Origin of the sequence: Burkholderia sp. Bp8991, from assembly GCF_003853795.1 — a bacterium.
GTDB lineage: Bacteria > Pseudomonadota > Gammaproteobacteria > Burkholderiales > Burkholderiaceae > Burkholderia.
This window is the reverse complement of record NZ_QTQJ01000008.1, coordinates 243646-262089: the sequence shown is the minus strand read 5'-3', so window position 1 is coordinate 262089 and position 18444 is coordinate 243646. Positions and strand designations below refer to the sequence as shown.

18 protein-coding genes and 1 pseudogene are annotated in these 18444 nt (G+C 66.1%); 2 read left to right on the top strand and 17 right to left on the bottom strand.

Annotated elements, in window-relative coordinates:
* The 4 genes and pseudogenes from DIE02_RS12330 to DIE02_RS12315 form a co-directional block, all read right to left on the bottom strand.
* Window positions 1–93 (bottom strand): annotated as a pseudogene (locus tag DIE02_RS12330) (electron transfer flavoprotein subunit beta/FixA family protein); the annotation flags it as partial.
* 229 nt (window positions 94–322) lie between these two features.
* On the bottom strand, window positions 323–1117 hold the full coding sequence (locus DIE02_RS12325) for a MetQ/NlpA family ABC transporter substrate-binding protein (RefSeq protein ID WP_124522078.1): 795 nt from the start codon (window positions 1115–1117) through the stop codon (window positions 323–325).
* A gap of 27 nt (window positions 1118–1144) precedes the next feature.
* Window positions 1145–1798, bottom strand: coding sequence for a methionine ABC transporter permease (locus DIE02_RS12320; RefSeq protein WP_044844825.1), 654 nt, complete (start codon window positions 1796–1798; stop codon window positions 1145–1147).
* The gene (locus DIE02_RS12315) at window positions 1788–2822 is read right to left on the bottom strand and encodes a methionine ABC transporter ATP-binding protein (RefSeq protein WP_044844826.1); all 1035 of its coding nucleotides are present in this window, start codon (window positions 2820–2822) and stop codon (window positions 1788–1790) included. The genes DIE02_RS12320 and DIE02_RS12315 overlap by 11 nt, the downstream gene beginning before the upstream one ends.
* Window positions 2823–3038: 216 nt before the next feature.
* On the opposite strand from DIE02_RS12315, the gene DIE02_RS12310 reads away from it, so the two are divergent.
* A complete protein-coding gene (locus DIE02_RS12310; protein ID WP_124522080.1) occupies window positions 3039–3962 on the top strand; it encodes an alpha/beta hydrolase in 924 nt (307 codons plus the stop codon).
* 22 nt (window positions 3963–3984) lie between these two features.
* Here DIE02_RS12310 and DIE02_RS12305 read toward each other — a convergent pair whose 3' ends face one another.
* Window positions 3985–4908: a histone deacetylase family protein gene (locus tag DIE02_RS12305; protein WP_044844828.1), complete on the bottom strand. Its 924-nt coding sequence runs from the start codon at window positions 4906–4908 to the stop codon at window positions 3985–3987.
* 43 nt (window positions 4909–4951) lie between these two features.
* Between DIE02_RS12305 and mltB the strand changes: the two genes are divergently transcribed.
* Window positions 4952–6301: a lytic murein transglycosylase B gene (mltB, locus tag DIE02_RS12300; protein ID WP_124529061.1), complete on the top strand. Its 1350-nt coding sequence runs from the start codon at window positions 4952–4954 to the stop codon at window positions 6299–6301.
* Between the two features lie 76 nt (window positions 6302–6377).
* On the opposite strand, the gene cysM is transcribed toward mltB, so the two are convergent.
* From cysM to DIE02_RS12240, 12 genes are all read right to left on the bottom strand, one after another.
* Window positions 6378–7280 (bottom strand): cysteine synthase CysM, encoded by a 903-nt coding sequence (cysM, locus tag DIE02_RS12295; protein ID WP_124487831.1) that lies wholly within the window; start codon window positions 7278–7280, stop codon window positions 6378–6380.
* Between the two features lie 206 nt (window positions 7281–7486).
* On the bottom strand, window positions 7487–7831 hold the full coding sequence (locus tag DIE02_RS12290) for a helix-hairpin-helix domain-containing protein (RefSeq protein ID WP_124487830.1): 345 nt from the start codon (window positions 7829–7831) through the stop codon (window positions 7487–7489).
* Window positions 7832–7905: 74 nt separating this feature from the next.
* Window positions 7906–8898: an ADP-glyceromanno-heptose 6-epimerase gene (gene rfaD / locus DIE02_RS12285; protein WP_044844832.1), complete on the bottom strand. Its 993-nt coding sequence runs from the start codon at window positions 8896–8898 to the stop codon at window positions 7906–7908.
* Window positions 8899–8956: 58 nt separating this feature from the next.
* Window positions 8957–9907, bottom strand: coding sequence for a D-glycero-beta-D-manno-heptose-7-phosphate kinase (gene rfaE1, locus DIE02_RS12280; RefSeq protein ID WP_124487829.1), 951 nt, complete (start codon window positions 9905–9907; stop codon window positions 8957–8959).
* 7 nt (window positions 9908–9914) lie between these two features.
* Window positions 9915–11315 carry a UDP-glucose/GDP-mannose dehydrogenase family protein gene (locus DIE02_RS12275; protein ID WP_124487828.1) on the bottom strand — a complete coding sequence of 467 codons (1401 nt, stop codon included), beginning with the start codon at window positions 11313–11315 and terminating at the stop codon, window positions 9915–9917.
* Window positions 11316–11405: 90 nt separating this feature from the next.
* Window positions 11406–12578 carry a lipopolysaccharide assembly protein LapB gene (gene lapB / locus DIE02_RS12270; protein WP_124487827.1) on the bottom strand — a complete coding sequence of 391 codons (1173 nt, stop codon included), beginning with the start codon at window positions 12576–12578 and terminating at the stop codon, window positions 11406–11408.
* Between the two features lie 53 nt (window positions 12579–12631).
* The gene (locus DIE02_RS12265) at window positions 12632–12925 is read right to left on the bottom strand and encodes a lipopolysaccharide assembly protein LapA domain-containing protein (protein ID WP_044844835.1); all 294 of its coding nucleotides are present in this window, start codon (window positions 12923–12925) and stop codon (window positions 12632–12634) included.
* 210 nt (window positions 12926–13135) lie between these two features.
* The gene (locus tag DIE02_RS12260) at window positions 13136–13459 is read right to left on the bottom strand and encodes an integration host factor subunit beta (RefSeq protein ID WP_034187427.1); all 324 of its coding nucleotides are present in this window, start codon (window positions 13457–13459) and stop codon (window positions 13136–13138) included.
* Between the two features lie 22 nt (window positions 13460–13481).
* Window positions 13482–15194 carry a 30S ribosomal protein S1 gene (rpsA, locus tag DIE02_RS12255; protein ID WP_044844859.1) on the bottom strand — a complete coding sequence of 571 codons (1713 nt, stop codon included), beginning with the start codon at window positions 15192–15194 and terminating at the stop codon, window positions 13482–13484.
* A 142-nt stretch (window positions 15195–15336) separates the two neighbouring features.
* Window positions 15337–16023 (bottom strand): (d)CMP kinase, encoded by a 687-nt coding sequence (gene cmk / locus DIE02_RS12250; RefSeq protein WP_124487826.1) that lies wholly within the window; start codon window positions 16021–16023, stop codon window positions 15337–15339.
* 12 nt (window positions 16024–16035) lie between these two features.
* Window positions 16036–17340: a 3-phosphoshikimate 1-carboxyvinyltransferase gene (gene aroA / locus DIE02_RS12245; protein WP_124487825.1), complete on the bottom strand. Its 1305-nt coding sequence runs from the start codon at window positions 17338–17340 to the stop codon at window positions 16036–16038.
* Between the two features lie 20 nt (window positions 17341–17360).
* Complete coding sequence (locus DIE02_RS12240; protein ID WP_124487824.1) at window positions 17361–18287, bottom strand: prephenate dehydrogenase/arogenate dehydrogenase family protein; 927 nt, start codon at window positions 18285–18287, stop codon at window positions 17361–17363.
* Between the last annotated feature and the right edge of the window lie 157 nt (window positions 18288–18444).

Sequence of the window (18444 nt, the reverse complement as noted above, 5' to 3'; positions counted from 1 at the left end):
CACGTTCGCGATGTCGACGCCCGTGTTGTCCGACTTCACGCGGACCTTCACGTTGTAATCGACCACTCTTTTCACTGGCACCAGGATTTTCATGCACACGCTCCAAAGTTACGAATACGACCAGAGGCCATTCTATAGCGAGGCCTCATGACTGCGCGGCCAAGCGGACCAATCCATCGCGGCTATCGAGGATAGCGCGCCTCTCCGGCGCGCCGGCAATAGCGAACGGTCGTTCTATTTTAAAAGAGAAAAAACCCGGACGCAAAGCCCGGGTTTTCGATCATCGACTCTAATCGTCACCGGGCGCGCCCCGCATCACGTGTTACCAGGCAGCGATCACCGCGCCGCCGAACTTCTGTTCGATGAACTGCTTCACTTCCGCGGAATGATAAGCCGCGACCAGCTTCGCGACCCACGGTTTGCTCCGGTCGGCCTCGCGAATCGCGAGAATGTTCGCGTACGGGCCGGTCGGGCCCTCGATCGCGATCGCATCCTGTTTCGGTTTCAACCCCGCTTCCATCGCGTAGTTGGTATTGATCGCGGCCGCGTCGACGTCGCCGAGCGAGCGCGGAATCTGCGCCGCATCGAGCTCGACGATCTTCAGCTTGCGCGGGTTGTCGACGATGTCGAGCGGCGTCGCCTTCAGCCCGGCGTCCGCGCGCAGCTTCAGGAGCCCCTGTTTCTGCAGCAACAGCAGCGCACGGCCGCCGTTGGTCGGATCGTTCGGCACCGCGATGCGCGCGCCCGGCTTCAACTCGGCCAGCGACTTCACCCGCTTCGAATAGATGCCCATCGGGAACGTGACGGTCTCCGCGACCTTGATCAGCTTGTAGCCGCGATCCTTCACCTGCGCCTGCAGATACGGATCGTGCTGGTAGCTGTTCGCGTCGAGATCGCCCGACGCGAGCGCCGCGTTCGGTTGCACGTAATCCGAGAATTCGACGACGCGGATGTCGAGGCCGCCCTTGGCCGCGACCTTCTTCACCACCTCCATGATCTGCGCGTGCGGGCCGCCCGTCACGCCCACCTTGATGGTTTCGGTCTGCGCGTGCGCGCTCGCGAACAGTGCGGCCGCGCCGAATGCGGCCGCGAACTTCAGCATGAAGCGTCGTTGCATCCTATCCCCCAACGAATGAATGTCGTTTTACTTGTGGCTCAGCCGGCGCACGAGCCAGTCGCCGAACGACTGCACGATCTGCACGAACACGATCAGGATCGCGACGACCGTCCACATCACTTCCGGCAGATAGCGCTGGTAGCCGTAGCGGATCCCGAGATCGCCGAGCCCGCCGCCGCCGATCGCACCGGCCATCGCCGAATAGCCGACGAGCGACACGAACGTGATCGTCAGGCCCGCGACGATGCCCGGCAGCGATTCGGGCAGCAGCACCTTGAACACGATCTGCGAGGTCGTCGCACCCATCGACTGGGCGGCCTCGATCAGCCCGCGGTCGACTTCGCGCAGCGCGGTCTCGACCAACCGCGCGACGAACGGTGCGGCCGCGAGCGTCAGCGGCACGACCGCTGCGGCCGTGCCGATCGACGACCCCGTGACGAGCCGCGTGAACGGTATGACCGCGACCAGCAGGATGATGAACGGCGTCGAGCGCACCGCGTTCACGATGCCGCCGAGCACGCGATTCACGCCGAGGTTCTGCAGCACGCCCTGGCGGTCGGTCAGGTAGAGCAGCACGCCGAGCGGCAGCCCGACGAGCGCGCCGACCGCCCCCGAGATGCCGACCATGATCAGCGTCTCCCAGAACGACTGCACGAACATATCGAACATCTCACTCAACATACGAAAGCTCCTCTACCACCACACCTTGCTCGCGCAGGAACGCGAGCGCCTGCCCGACCTTGCCCGGTTCGCCGCCCGCGAGCACCGCGAGCGACCCGAACGCCTGCCCCTGGATCTCGTCGATCTGGCCATGCAGGATGTTGAAATCGAGTTCGTACCGGCGGATCGTCTCCGACAGGATCGGCTGATCGACACCCGAGCCGGTGAACGCGAGCCGCAGCAGATGCCCGCTGCCCGTCTTCAGCCGCTCGGCCACGCGCGCCTTCAGCGCGGGCGGCAGTTCCTGCGCGATCACGTCGCCGATCAGCGCGCGCGTCACTTCGTGATGCGGCTGCAGGAACACGTCGATCACGCGGCCCTCTTCGACCACGCGGCCCGCGTCGAGCACCGCCACGCGATCGCACACCTGCTTGATGACTTCCATCTGGTGCGTGATCAGCACGATCGTCAGGCCGAGCTCGCGGTTGATGCGCTTCAGCAGGTCGAGGATCGCGCGCGTGGTCTCGGGGTCGAGCGCCGACGTCGCTTCGTCCGACAGCAGCACCTTCGGCTTGCTCGCGAGCGCGCGGGCGATGCCGACGCGCTGCTTCTGGCCGCCGCTGATCTGCGCCGGATAGCGATCCTTCTGCGCGGACAGCCCGACGAGGTCGAGCAGCGGCAGCACCGCCGCCTCGATCTCGGCACGGCTCGCGCCGGCCAGCTCGAGCGGCAGCGCGACGTTGTCGAACACCGTGCGCGACGACAGCAGATTGAAGTGCTGGAAGATCATGCCGATTTCGCGGCGCGCTTCGCGCAGCGCGCCGGACGACAGCAGCGTGAGATCGCGTCCCCCGACGACGACATTGCCTTCGGTCGGCCGCGTGAGCAGGTTGATGGTGCGCACGAGCGTGCTCTTGCCGGCGCCGCTTCGGCCGATGATGCCGAACACCTCTCCCTGCGGGATCGTCAGATTGACGTTGTGCAATGCGTCGACCCAGCCGGTCGGCCCGGGAAAACGCTGCGACAGATTGCGTAATTCGATCATGTAAACAAAACGGCGGCCGGCTGGCGAGGCCCGCCAGTCGGCCGCCGAAGCATCTGGAATAGCCGGCGATTTTACCGCAAACGCCTCATTCCACTTAATAATCGATTTCGATCTTTTCATAACCAGACGAAATTAGAGGGGCGCTGCTGGGCCGCCGCGCGGCTACCGCGACTATGATCCGGAACACCGAAGCCAACGAGACAGGGGACCCGCCAGATGACCGCCACCACCACGCAGGCCGCCGCACCCGCCGCCACCTCGGCATCGGGCCCGGTATCGCCGCCCGCCCCGCGGATGGGCCGGCTGCGTACCGCGGACGGGCTCGAACTGGCGTCGTATCGCTGGCCGGCCGGCGACGGCACGGTGCCGCCGCTTGCGACGATCGCGCTCGTCCACGGCCTCGCCGAGCATGCGGGCCGTTACGCGGCGCTCGCGGCCAGATTGAACGCGGCGGGCATCGACGTGCTGGCGATCGATCTGCGCGGGCACGGCCAGTCGCCCGGCAAACGCGCATGGGTCGAGCGTTTCGACGATTACCTGAACGATGCGGATGCGCTGGTTGCCGAAGCCGCCCGCGGCGCCACGCCGCTCTTCCTGATGGGGCACAGCATGGGCGGCGCCGTCGCGGCGCTGTATGCGATCGAACGCGTGCCGGCTCGCGGCCACGCACTGGCAGGCCTCGTGCTGTCGAGCCCGGCGCTCGCGCCGGGACGCGACGTGCCGCGCTGGATGCTCGCGATGAGCCGCTTCATCAGCCGCGTGTGGCCGAGCTTCCCTGCAATCAGGATCGATGCGGCGCTGTTGTCGCGCGATCCGGCCGTCGTCGCGGCCAATCGCGCCGATCCGCTCGTGCACCACGGCGCGGTGCCGGCGCGCACCGGCGCCGAAATCCTCGATGCGATGGCGCGCATCGAGCACGGTCGCGGTGCGCTGCGCGTGCCGGTGCTCGTCTATCACGGCACCGAGGACAAGCTGACCGAACCCGATGGAAGCCGCGCGTTCGGCGCCCGCGTCGGCTCGCCCGATCGCACGCTGACGCTATACGAAGGCGGGTTCCACGAAACGATGAACGATCTCGAGCGCGACCGCGTGATCGATGCGCTGATCGCGTGGATTCACGCGCACGTGCCGGCGCGCTGAGCGCGCGCCGATCCGCTGCCGGTCAGATGCCGGCCAGCACGCGCAGGTGCGCGACCACGCTGCGCCCGAGTGCCGACAGGTTGTAGCCGCCCTCGAGACAGCTCACGATGCGACCCTGCGCATGCCGGCGCGCGACGTCGACGACCTGGGCGGTCAGCCATTCGAAATCGGATTCGACGAGACCGAGGTTGCCGATGTCGTCCTCGCGATGCGCGTCGAAACCGGCCGACACGAACAGCATTTGCGGCTTGAACGCGTCGAGACGCGGCAGCCAGAACATGTCGACCGCTTCGCGGATCGCCATCCCGTTGCTGCGCGCAGGCATCGGCAGGTTGACCATGTTCGGCGCCTGGTGATCGGCGCCCGAGAACGGGTACAGCGGATGCTGGAAGAAGCTGCACATCAGCACGCGCTCGTCGTTCGCGAACGCGGCTTCGGTGCCGTTGCCGTGGTGCACGTCGAAATCGATGATCGCGACCCGCTCGAGGCCGTGCACGTCGAGCGCGTGCCGCGCGGCGATCGCGACGTTGTTGAAGAAGCAGAAGCCCATCGCGCGCGCGGGTTCCGCGTGATGGCCGGGCGGCCGAACGCTGCAGAACGCATTCGCGTAGCGGCCTTCGATCACCGCGTCGGTCGCCGCGATCGCGGCGCCGGCCGCACGCAGCGCGGCGCGCCACGTGTCGCGGTTCATCAGCGTGTCGGGATCGATCTCGACGTAGCCGTCGACGGGCATCATGCTGCGGATGTAGTCGATATGGGCCTGCGTATGCACGCGGCCCAGCGCCACCTCGCTCGCGAACGGCGCGGTTTCGTGCACGATCAGGTCGTCGATGCGGCTCGCGATCAGCTGATCCTGGATCGCCGACAGTCGGGCCGGGCATTCCGGATGCCATTCCCCCATCTCGTGCAGCATGCAGTCGGGGTGCGTATAGAAGGCGGTTGCCATAAGCTGTCATCCGCGACGCGGGTTGCGCCGCTGGTCTCCATCAATGATGTCCATCGTCTGCCGCGAATTCGCCGCTAACTTACCACAACGGTGCGCTGCTACGCCCCGGCACGCAAGGTGCGTCGGGTATACTGCGCCGAACCCCATCGCCCTGTCCGCCCGCTTCGACATGAATTCCAGCAAGCCTGCCGCCCTTCTCTCCGCACTGTTCCGCGTTCGCGTTCCGCTCGTTGCCGCTGCCGTCGCCGCTACCCTGGCCGCCGCACCCGCCGCCGCGCAAACACAGCCTGCGAAGTCTCCCGGCACGCTCGTCGCGCAGGCGCAACCGCAGCAGCCGACGCCGCCGGGCCAGACCTTCGAAGAGGAGATCGTTCCGCAGCGTTACGCGAGCAACGCGAAGGTCGATGCGTTCATCGACGAGATGGTGAGCCGCAACGGCTTCGATTCCGCGAGCCTGCACGCGCTGTTCTCGCGCGTCAGCTACTCGGCCACGGCCGTGAAACTCGTGAAGCCGGCGCCGACGCCTTCGGTGAAGAACTGGAGCGTCTATCGTTCGCGCTTCATCGAACCGATCCGCATCAACGCGGGCGTGAAATTCTGGAAGGCGAACCGGGCAACGCTGCAGCGCGCGTCCGAGGAATTTGGCGTGCCGCCCGAGGTGATCGTCGGCATCATCGGCGTCGAAACGATCTACGGCCGCTACATGGGCAACTTCCGCGTGCTCGATGCGCTGACGACGCTCACATTCGACTACCCGGACACGCCGAATCGCGACAGCCGCCAGGCCACGTTCCGCAAGAACCTCGAGGACTTCCTCGTCTGGACCCGCGACAACCAGCTCGACCCGACCACCGTGCTCGGCTCGTACACGGGTGCGATCGGCATCCCGCAGTTCCTGCCGAGCAGCATCCGCGAGTATGCGGTCGACTACGACGGCGGCGGCCACGTCGATCTGCGCAGCAGTCCTGCCGATGCGATCGGCAGCGTCGCAAACTACCTGAAGCAGCACGGCTGGGAAACCGACCGCCCGGTGGTCTGGCGGATCACGCCCGACACGGGCAGCCTCGGCATCGCCCAGGCGGCCGCGGACGGCCAGCCCGAACCGCACTGGGCACTGTCGCAGCTGCTGCGCGCCGGCATGACGCTCAACGAGCCGACGGTCAATATCACCACCGAAGCCGGCACGCCGGTGACCGTGGTCGATCTGCCGTCGCCGGGGCGCGCAACCGAGTACATGCTCGGCCTCAAGAACTTCTACGTGCTGACGCGCTACAACCGCAGCTTCTTCTACACGCTCACCGTGTACCAGCTCGGCGAAGCCGTGAAGGCGCAGATGGAAGCGAGCGGCGCGCTGCCGCTGCCCGCGGCGGACACGGAAGCACCAGCGCAGTAAGCTCGGCCCGCGCAAAGAAAAAGCGCCGCTCGTGCGGCGCTTTTTTATCGCGTGATCCTGCCGATGCCGTTCCGGCTCAGGCAGGAAACACGCCGGTCGACAGGTATCGGTCGCCGCGATCGCAGACGATGAACACGATCGTCGCGTTCTCCACCTGGCGCGCGATGCGCATCGCGACTTCGCATGCGCCACCCGACGAGATGCCGGCAAAGATGCCTTCGACGGCCGCGAGCCGGCGCGCCATCGTTTCGGACGCGGCCTGGCTCACGCTCTCGACGCGATCGACGCGACTGCGATCGAAGATCGTCGGCATATAGGCCTCCGGCCACTTGCGAATGCCCGGGATGCGCGACCCTTCTTCCGGCTGCGCGCCAACGATCTCGATCGCCGGATTCTGTTCCTTCAGAAAACGCGACGTGCCCATGATCGTGCCCGTCGTGCCCATCGCCGACACGAAGTGCGTGACGCGCCCCTCGGTGTCGCGCCAGATCTCCGGGCCCGTTCCTTCGTAGTGCGCGAGCGGGTTGTCGGGGTTCCCGAACTGATCGAGGATCACGCCCTTGCCTTCGCGCTGCATCTGCTCCGCGAGGTCGCGCGCCAGTTCCATCCCGCCCTTTACCGGCGTCAGGATGATTTCGGCACCGTAAGCGGCCATGCTCTGGCGACGCTCGACCGACAGGTCCTCCGGCATGATCAGCACCATCTTGTAACCGCGGATCGCCGCGGCCATCGCGAGCGCGATGCCCGTATTGCCGCTCGTCGCCTCGATCAGCGTATCGCCCGGCTTGATGCGGCCGCGCGCCTCGGCCTTGTTGATCATCGACAGCGCAGGGCGATCCTTCACGGAACCGGCCGGATTGTTGCCTTCCAGCTTGGCGAGCAACACGTTGTTGCGTGCGCGAATCTCGTCGTCCGGCAGGCGGACCAGTTGCACGAGCGGCGTGTTGCCGATCGTGTCTTCGATAGTTTTGTAAGCCATGGAGATACCGTGAGTGCGAGGCTGATCAATCGATTGATTGTAAACCAGCGCCGGGGCTCGCGCCGGCAACCCCCATTGCGACGGTGGAATAGGCGTGCCCGCGATTCACGATCGTGCGCGTGCAGCATGCACGCAAAAAACCCGCGGCATGCCGCGGGAAGCCGTCGCAACGACGGCGACTGAAGGAGCCTTTCGCCTCGCGAGCGTTACTTCTGCGCAGTGCGGGCGGGCGCCGCGGCAGGTTTCACTGCGGTGGGCTTGCCCGCGGCGGGTGCCTGCGCACCCGAGCCTGCTGCGCCGATCGTCAACCCCTCCTGCTGAAGGCGCTCGACCGTATGGCCGCCCATGCCTTTCACGCGCGATGCAAGATCGTCTGCATTCCTGAACGGGCCGCGCGCGCCGCGCTCGTCGAGAATCGCCTTTGCCCGCGCGGGACCGATGCCCTTGATGCCGACGAGTGCATCCTCGTTCGCGGTGTTGACGTCGACGGCCGCCCAGGCCGACGCGATCGCGCCGAACATCGCTGCGGCGGCAAACCATTTCCTGATCATGTGCTGGATCTCCGATGAAAAACGGTCGGCGGCTGCCGACCGTGAGACCCAGTCTAGCGATGCGACGCGCGGACTTAAACCTGGCCGGACAGCCAACGCACGTAACGGTCGACACCTTCCTGCACCGTCAGGAACGGCGCATCGTAGCCGGCAGCACGCAGCTTCGTCTGGTCGGCCTGCGTGAAGCACTGGTACTTGCCGCGCAGCGCATCCGGGAACGGCACGTATTCGATCAGCCCCTGCTCGACCTGCTGCGCGAGCGTCAGCGGCGGCAGGCCGTCGAGCGCGCGCAGCGTGTTCACGACCGTCGACGCGATGTCGTTGAACGGTTGTGCGCGGCCGGTGCCGAGGTTGAAGATGCCCGACTTCTCCGGATGATCGAAGAAGAACAGGTTCACCTTCGCGACATCCTCGATCGACACGAAGTCGCGCGTCTGCTCGCCCGGCGCATAACCGTTGTACTCGCCGAACAGCTTGACCTTGCCTTCCGCGCGGAACTGGTTGAAGTTGTGGAACGCGACCGACGCCATGCGGCCCTTGTGCGTCTCGCGCGGGCCGTACACGTTGAAGTAGCGGAACCCGGCGATCTGGCTCTTCGCGCTCGGCAGCACGCGCCGGATCACCTGGTCGAACAGGAACTTCGAATAGCCGTAGACGTTCAGCGGCGCCTCGACCTCGCGCTCCTCGACGAAGCGCGTCGAGCCGCCGTAGGTCGCCGCCGACGACGCGTACAGGAACTGCGCGCCCTGCGCGAGGCACGCATCGAGCACCGCGCGGCTGTAGCGGAAGTTGTTGTCCATCATGTAGCGGCCGTCGGTTTCCATCGTGTCCGAACAGGCGCCTTCGTGGAACACCGCGCGTACCTTGCCGAAATCGCCGCGTGCGAAGCGTTCGACGAATTCCGTCTTGTCGAGATAGTCGTCGATCTCGCAATCGACGAGATTGCGGAACTTTTCCGCGCGCGTCAGATTGTCGACCGCGATGATGCGCGACTCGCCACGCTCGTTGAGCGCCTTGACGATGTTCGCGCCGATAAAACCGGCTGCGCCGGTGACGATGATGGTCATGGTCGTCCTGCCTGAAAAATGGGAGCCGTCCGGCCGGCGCGTGCGCCGCCCGATGCGCTCAGTGAAATAGTTCGTCGTAGCCGACGGTCGCCGTGCCGAGCTTGCCGACCACAATACCCGCGGCACGGTTCGCCAGCACGACGGCGTCGACGAGCGGCACGCCTGCGCCGAGCATCGTCGCGACGGTCGCGATCACGGTATCGCCCGCCCCCGACACGTCGTACACCTCGCGCGCGAGCGCCGGCGCGTGCAGTTCGCCCGCGGCGGAAAAGAGCGTCATCCCCTCTTCCGAACGCGTGAGCAGCAACGCATCGAGATCGAGTTCCGCGCGCAGCTTCGCGACGCGCGCGCGAAGGTCGTCTTCCGAATGCCACTGACCGACGACTTCGCGCAACTCCGCGCGGTTCGGCGTGATCAGCGAGGCGCCGCGATAGCGCGCCCAGTCGCCGCCCTTCGGATCGACGAGCACCGGCTTGCCGGCCGCGCGCGCCTTCTCGATCATCGTCGTCACGTGCGTCAGCCCGCCTTTCGCGTAATCCGACATCAGCACGATGTCGTGCTGCGGCAGCAGCGCGTCGAACCGCGCGAGCCCGGCGAGCAGCACCTCGTGCGTCGGCATCGCTTCGAAATCGACGCGCAGCAGCTGCTGCTGGCGCGCAAGCACGCGCAGCTTGATGGTCGTCGGCAGCGCCGCGTCGCGCTCGAGATGGGGCGTGACGCCACTGCTGCCGAGCAGCTCGACGATCCGCTCACCGGGTTCGTCGCAGCCGACCACGCACAGCAGCCCGGCCTGGGCGCCGAGCGTCACGGCGTTGCGCGCGACGTTGGCCGCGCCGCCGAGCCGCTCTTCCTGGCGCTGCACGTGCACGACGGGCACCGGCGCTTCCGGCGAAATACGGTCGACGTTGCCGAACCAGTAGCGGTCGAGCATCACGTCGCCGACCACGAGCACACGCGAACGCGCGAGCTGCGCGCGCGGGACCGGCACCACTTCGCGAAGGGTCGTCATCGTGCGCTCATCCACGGGAGGGGGACTGCGGATCGACGTGCGGACGCCCGATCGCATGGTAGTCGAAGCCGAGTTCGGCCATCGCGTCCGGTTCGTACAGGTTGCGCCCGTCGAAGATCACCGGCGCCTTCAGTTCGGCCTTCAGGCGCGTGAAATCCGGGCTCCGGAATTCCTTCCACTCGGTGACGATCACGAGCGCATCCGCGGCGCTCACGGCCGCGTCCTGGGTATCGACGAAATGCAGACGCGCAAGCGCGTCGGAAGCCTCGCCGAGATCGAGCGCGAACACGCGGCGCGCCTCGTCGATCGCGACCGGATCGTACGCGCGCACGATCGCGCCACGCCCGAGCAGCGCGGCGATCAGCCGACGGCTCGGCGCCTCGCGCATGTCGTCCGTATTCGGCTTGAACGCGAGGCCCCAGACCGCGAATTCGCGACCGGTCAGGTCCGCGCCGAAGCGCTGCTCGATCTTGCCGATCAGCACGTCCTTCTGTGCGGAGTTGGCCGCTTCGACGGCCTCCAGGATGCGCAGCGGCTGGCCGTTCTCGCCGGCGGTGCGGATCAGCGCCTGCACGTCCTTCGGGAAGCACGAGCCGCCGTAGCCGACGCCCGCGTACAGGAAGTGATAGCCGATGCGCGGATCGGAACCGATCCCGCGGCGCACGGCTTCGATGTCGGCACCGACCTTGTCGGCGAGATTCGACATCTCGTTCATGAACGAGATGCGGGTCGCGAGCATCGCATTCGCCGCATATTTCGCGAATTCCGCCGAACGCACGTCCATGTAGATCGTGCGCTCGTGATTGCGGTTGAACGGCGCGTACAGCTTCTTCATCCTCTCGCGCGCCACCGTGCCCGTCTCGTCGTCGTCGACGCCGATGACGATCCGGTCCGGGCGCATGAAGTCCTCGACTGCCGCGCCTTCCTTCAGGAATTCCGGATTCGATACGACCGAGAAACGGTGCGCGACGCTGCCCGCGAGCCCGCGGGCGCCGAGCGCCTCGTCGACCACCGCGCGCACGCGCTGCGCGGTGCCGACCGGCACCGTCGACTTGTCGACGATCACCTTGAAACCGGTCATGTAACGACCGATGTTGCGCGCGGCCTCGAGCACGTATTGCAGGTCGGCCGAACCGTCCTCGTCGGGCGGCGTGCCGACGGCGATGAACTGGATCTCGCCGTGCGCGACGCTCGCCTCGATGTCCGTCGAGAAGCGCAGACGCCCTGCCGCGCGATTGCGCGCGATGATGTCCAGCAGGCCCGGTTCGTGAATCGGCATCCCGCCGTTGTTCAGGATCTCGATCTTGCGCGGATCGACATCCAGACAGAAGACGTCGTGGCCGATCTCGGCGAGGCAGGAGCCTGTGACAAGACCGACATAGCCGGTGCCGATGATGGTGATTTTCATAGATGTTCCGGTACGTCCCGGTAATTGACTAACTTGCCCGCCGGGCCGGACCCGGCGGGAACCGCAGTGCGTCGGCGCCGCGCCCCGGGATCAACCCGGCATCGCAGGTTCGACGCGGCGCGGCGCATAGGTTTCCCAGCCGCTGCATCCGGGGCACTGCCAGTAGAAGAGTCGTGCCCGGAAACCGCAATTCTGGCACGTATAGCGTGGCAGATTTTTGGTGCGCTGCTTGATCAGCGCGCGCATCATTTCAAGTTCCTTACGGCGCGGCTCGTCGGCGGCCGCGATCTGCGCATCGAGTAGGTGCAGCATGCCCGACAGGTTCGGCGACTTCTCCATCTGCGTGCGCGCGAGCGTATGCGCCGCGTCCTGGCCGCGCAACCCGGCGATGTGCTGATACGCAGTATCGAGCAGGTCGTTCGACGGATAGCGATCGACGTAGCCCATCAGCAGCTCGGCGCCCTCGACCGGCTTGTCGAGCGCGACATAGGCCTTCATCAGCTTGTCGGCGACGAGCGGCAGATAAGCGGGATTTTGCGCCTCGACGCGCTTCCAGTGCTCGATCGCGGCCGCGTGATCGCCCGCCGCCTGCGCGGCATCACCGGACAGGATCGTCGCGCGGACGTTCTGCGGGTTCGCGGCAAGCGCGAGCTTCAACTGGTCGGCCGCGGCAGTGGCGTTCTTGCGTTGCAGCGCGTCCTGCGCGAGTTCGCAGTGGAACTGCGCTATTTCGGTGCCGAGCGGCTTGTCGCTCATCGATTCGATGCGCTTCGCGGTGTCGATCGACTTGTTCCAGTCCTTCTCGATCTCGTAGATCGTCAGCAGCGCCCGCTGCGCGCCCAGCGCGTAGTCGCCGTCGGCGAGCCGGTGGAAGGCCTCCTCGGCACGATCGAGCAGGCCGGCCTTCAGGAAATCCTGGCCGAGTTCGTACAGCGCATGGTCGCGCTCGTTGACCGGCAGGTCCGTGCGGCTCAGCAGATTCTGGTGCACGCGGATCGCACGGTCCGTTTCGCCGCGACGGCGGAACAGGTTGCCGAGCGCGAAGTGCAGCTCGACCGTCTCGGGGTCGAGTTTCGCGACCTCGATGAACGCGTCGATCGCCTTGTCCGGTTGTTCGTTCAACAGAAAGTTCAGGCCGCGGAAATACGATCGCGGCAGGTTGGCGCTCTCCGACAGGAGGTTCTTCAGGTCATAGCGTGACGCCGCCCAGCCGAGCGCGAACGCCACCGGAATCGCGAGCAACCACCAGAAATCCAGATCCATGCGAAATATCGAAGCAGAGACGAAAACCGCGCGGGAGTCGCGCGGCGTCCGTGTTAAATGACGGGCGGCATCGGCGGCTGGTCGACGATGGCCGGGGTTTCGCGCGCCGCACGCAGATCGCGCTTCAGGCGCCCGTTCTCGAGGCGCAGGCGGAACATCGCCGGCAGTGCCGACAGCAGGCCGGCCAGCAGCCCGACGACGAAGAACGCGAGGCCGATCAGGATCAGCGGCGCTTGCCATGCGTAGCCGGCAACGAAATTCAGCGTCGCGGTTTGCGTATTGGCCAGTGCGAGCACCAGCAGCAGCACGAACACCAATACCCGGATCAGCCAGACGATAAACTTCATGTAGCCCTCTCTTTGTTGAGGTTTGCCGCGGCGCGCGACTCCCCTTCGCGGCGCCGAATCGACCCGTATTGTAAAGGAAGCGTTTCCGCGTCACCGCACATCCTGCGGATGCGCATTGCCGCACGGCAGCCGGAAATGAAAAAAGCGCCCGCAAGGGGCGCTTTTTTCTTCAGCCTTCGCCGGACGGATTCCGGGCAAGCCGAACGACGTTCAACGTTCGTCGTCCGGATCATCAGCTTTCAGCGGCTCGCCGGCGCGGCCGTCGACGCGTTCACGCAATTCCTTGCCGGGCTTGAAGTGAGGCACGAATTTCTCGGGCACCTGCACTTTCTCCCCCGACTTCGGGTTGCGTCCGACGCGCGCCGGGCGACGGTTGAGGCCGAAGCTGCCGAAACCCCGAATTTCGATGCGATGCCCTTTCGCCAGGGCGTCGGACATCGCATCGAGCATCGTTTTCACCGCGAAATCCGCATCCTTGAGGACAAGTTGCGGAAATCGCAGTGCCAGCTGCGCGACCAACTCGGATTTGGTCATACTTCAGCAGACCTCGTGAGGCTTACTGGTTCTGGCCGTCGAGCTTCGCCTTCAGCAGCGCGCCGAGGTTGGTCGTACCGGTCGCAGCAGCGCTGGTGTCCGACTGCAGGCCGCGGATCGCTTCCTGTTGTTCAGCCGAATCCTTCGCCTTGATCGACAGGTTGATGCCACGCGACTTGCGATCGATGTTGATCACCATCGCGTTGACCTTGTCGCCTTCCTTCAGCACGTTGCGTGCGTCTTCGACGCGATCCTGCGAGATTTCCGATGCACGCAGGTAGCCTTCGATGTCGCCCGTCAGCGTGATGACAGCGCCCTTCGCATCGACCGACTTCACCACGCCGTCGACGATCGAACCCTTGTCGTTCATTGCAACGTAGTTGCTGAACGGGTCGCCTTCGAGCTGCTTGATGCCGAGCGAAATACGCTCCTTCTCGACGTCGATACCGAGCACGATCGCTTCGACTTCGTCGCCCTTCTTGTACTTGCGAACGGCTTCTTCGCCGGCTTCGCTCCACGACAGGTCCGACAGGTGGACCAGGCCGTCGATGCCGCCCGGCAGACCGATGAACACGCCGAAGTCGGTGATCGACTTGATTGCGCCCGTGATCTTGTCGCCCTTCTTGAAGTTGCGGCTGAAGTCATCCCACGGATTCGGCTTGCACTGCTTCATGCCGAGGCTGATACGACGACGGTCTTCGTCGATCTCGAGGACCATGACTTCGACTTCGTCGCCCAGCTGGACAACCTTCGACGGTGCAACGTTCTTGTTGGTCCAGTCCATTTCCGACACGTGGACGAGGCCTTCGATGCCCGATTCCACTTCGACGAATGCGCCGTAGTCGGTGATGTTCGTGACCTTGCCGAACAGGCGCGTGCCCGACGGGTAACGGCGCGAGATGCCTTCCCACGGATCGTCGCCCAGTTGCTTGATGCCCAGCGAGACGCGGTTCTTCTCTTGGTCGAACTTGAGGATCTTCGCGGTGACTTCCTGGCCAACCGACAGGACTTCGCTCGGGTGACGCACGCGACGCCATGCGATGTCGGTGATGTGCAGCAGGCCGTCGATGCCGCCGAGGTCGACGAACGCGCCGTAGTCGGTGATGTTCTTGACCACGCCGTTGACGATCGCGCCTTCCTTCAGCGTCTCGAGCAGCTTCGCGCGCTCTTCGCCTTGCGTTGCTTCGATCACTGCACGACGCGACAGCACGACGTTGTTACGCTTGCGATCGAGCTTGATCACGCGGAACTCGAGCGTCTTGCCTTCGTACGGGGTCGTGTCCTTGACCGGACGCGTGTCGACCAGCGAACCCGGCAGGAACGCGCGGATGCCGTTGACCATCACGGTCATGCCGCCCTTCACCTTGCCGGTGATCGTGCCGGTGACGAGTTCGTTGTTGTCGAGGGCCTTTTCCAGCGACAGCCACGATGCAAGGCGCTTCGCCTTGTCGCGCGACAGGATCGTGTCGCCGTAGCCGTTTTCGAGTGCGTCGATCGCGACGGACACGAAATCGCCCGACTGCACCTCAACCTCGCCCTGATCGTTCAGGAATTCCTCGATCGGAATGTAAGCCTCGGACTTCAGGCCTGCATTGACGACCACGAAGTTGTGGTCGACGCGCACGACTTCGGCGGAAATCACTTCGCCGGCGCGCATGTCTTGACGGGTCAGCGACTCTTCGAACAGAGCCGCAAAGGATTCGGTATTCGGGGTGGAGGTTTGCAGGTCGGACATAAAAATCTGATTGTGCATGGCTCGCTGTGCCACGCCGGCCGGAATGGCAGGCTGAAAGGGCCAGATCGAGGTCCATACGGGGTTAAGGGTTCGAAACACGCTCCGCGCTGCCCGCGCGAAGCACCTACTGCCGCCCGCCTTCTCAGGCGGGCTGGCCGAGCGCCCGGTACCACTGCAGCACCTGGTCGACCGCTTCATCGACCGAAAGCGCCGACGTATCGAGCAGCTTGGCATCTGCCGCGGGCCTCAGCGGCGCGGCGGCGCGATTGCTGTCGCGCGCGTCACGTTCACGAAGATCCCGGAGCAAGTCATCTATGTTAGCAGAAAAACCTTTTTGCATCAATTGCTTATGCCGTCTGGCCGCGCGCGCCTCGGCGCTGGCCGTCAGAAACACCTTCAGCACGGCGTCCGGGAAGATCACGGTGCCCATGTCGCGCCCGTCGGCGACGAGGCCCGGCGTCTTGCGGAATGCGCGCTGGCGCGCGACCAGCGCGGTACGCACCGGCCCGTGCACGGCAATCGCCGACGCGCGGTTGCCGACCGCTTCGGCGCGGATGTCGTTCGACACGTCGACGCCGTCGAGCTGCGCGCAGCCCTCGCGGAACGTGATGTGAAGATCGTCGATCAGCTTCACGAGCGCGTCGATGTCCTCCGCCGCGATGCCGTAGCGTACGCTCGCGAGCGCGGCGAGTCGGTACAGCGCGCCGCTGTCGAGCAGGTGGAAGCCGAGATGCGCGGCGACGAGCGCGGCGACGGTCCCCTTGCCGGAAGCGGTCGGACCGTCGATCGTGATGACGGGGGTCGGGTGAAAGGGTCGGGTGGATTTCATCGGTACGGTGGGTCAGGCCTTGGCGAGCGCGGCGAAGCGGTCGAAATAGTCGGGGAACGTCTTGCCGACGCACTTCGGATCGTTGATTCGCACGGGCACGCCGCCCAGACTGACGAGCGAGAAGCACATCGCCATCCGGTGATCGTCGTACGTGTCGATCGCGGCGTTCGGCGTGAGTTGTTGCGGCGGCGTGACGACCAGATAGTCGGGGCCTTCCTCGACGATTGCGCCGACCTTGCGCAACTCGGTCGCCATCGCGGCGATGCGGTCGGTTTCCTTCACGCGCCAGCTCGCGATGTTGCGCAGCGTGCTCGTGCCGCTCGCGAACAGCGCCGCGACCGCGATGGTCATCGCCGCGTCAGGAATCAGGTTGAAGTCCATGTCGATCGGCTCGAGCTTGCCATGGTCGTGGCCGATGCCGCGCACCTCGATCCAGTCGTCGCCCATCGATACGTTCGCGCCCATCTGCATCAGCGCATTCGCAAAGCCGACGTCGCCCTGGATGCTCGCGCGCCCTACGCCCTCGACGCGCAGCGGGCCGCCGCCGAGCGCGCCGGCCGCGAGGAAATACGAGGCCGACGACGCATCGCCCTCGACCATGATGCGCCCCGGCGAACGGTAGCGGACGCCGGCCGGCACGACGAAGCGCTGCCAGCCGTCGCGCTCGATGGTCACGCCGAAGCGCTCCATCAGCCGGATCGTGATGTCGATGTACGGCTTCGAGATCAGTTCGCCGTCGACTTCGACGACGATCCTGCCGTCCTTCGCCTTCACGAGCGGCAGCGTCATCAGCAGCGCGGTGAGAAACTGGCTCGACACGTCGCCGCGCACGCGGATCGGCGCGTCGACCGCGATCGCCGCAGGCTTGATCCGAAGCGGCGGAAAACCGTCGTTCTGCTCGTAGTCGATCTGCGCGCCGATCTGCCGCAGGCCGTCGACGAGATCGCCGATCGGCCGCTCGTGCATGCGCGGCACGCCATGCACGCGATAGTCGCCGCCATTGACCGCGAGCGCCGCCGTCAACGGTCGCACCGCGGTGCCCGCGTTGCCGAGGAACAGGTCGGCGGTCTTCGCGGTGAACGCGCCGCGCGTGCCGGTGACGACACAGGTGTCGCCCTCGCGCGCGAGCTTCACGCCGAGCTTGCCGAGTGCATCGAGCATCACGCGGGTGTCGTCGGAATCCAGCAGGTTGGTGATCGTCGTATCGCCTTCGGCAAGCGCCGCAAGCAGCAGCACACGGTTCGAGATGCTCTTCGAGCCGGGCAGGCGCACGGTGCCCGACGCACTGGAATACGGGCCGAGATCGAGATAGTCCATGGGAATCGTCCTGTTTCCTGTTATTTCTTGACCGGTTCGGCAGCGGGCTGAGCGCCGCGTTCCTGCCATGCCTTGCGGGCCGCGCGCGAGCGCGTGAACACGGCTTCGAGCGCCGCGCCGTCGCCGGCGTCGATCGCCGCACGCAGCCGGGCGAGCACGCGCGTGTAGCCGTCGAGCTCGTCGAGCAGCGCCGCGCGATTCGCGACACACACGTCGCGCCACATTTCCGGGCTCGACGCCGCGATCCGCGTGAAGTCGCGGAAGCCGCCCGCCGCATACGAGAATTTCAGTTCGGCATCCGTCTCGCCGAGGATCTGCTCGACGAGCGCGAACGACAGCACGTGCGGCAGATGGCTGATCGACGCGAACACGCGATCGTGCTGCGCCGTGCTCATCGTGCGCACGTCGGCGCCGGTCGCCCGCCACATCGCGTCGATCCGCGCGACCGCGTCGGGTGCGTTCTCCGGCAGCGGGCACAGCACGACGTTGCGGCCGACGTACAGATCCGGCAGCGCGGCCTCGACACCGCTCGACTCGCGCCCGGCGATCGGGTGGCCCGGCACGAATTGCGCGATCCGCGCACCGAGCACCTCGCGCGCCGCCGCGACGACATCGGACTTGGTGCTGCCCGCGTCGGTGACGAGCGTCGCGGCCTCGAGCCACGGCGCGATGCGCGCGAGCAACGGGCCCGTTTGCGCGACGGGCGCGGCCAGCAGCACGAGATCGGCGCCGGCAAGCGCGTCGCGCAGTTGCGCATCGTCGTCGAGCGCCGCCGCGCGATCGATCACGCCGAGCGCGAGCGCGCGCTCGACCGACGCACGGGAACGGCCGACGCCGACGACTTCGCCCGCGCCGCCCGGTGCGCGCTCGCGCAGCGCGCGCGCCAGCGATCCGCCGATCAGGCCGACGCCGAAGATGACCAGTTTGTTGAATGCAAAGCCTGACACGACAAGAGCCAAGTGACGCGCGCGGAACGATGCCCCGCGCGCGGAAGTCCAGATTCCGGGCAACGGGCCCGCACCCGGCACGACCTGCACCGGATACCGCCCGAGCCCGCCTTGGGCAGCGCCGCCCGGCCTGCCCTGCCCGCTTCGCCGCGCCGCC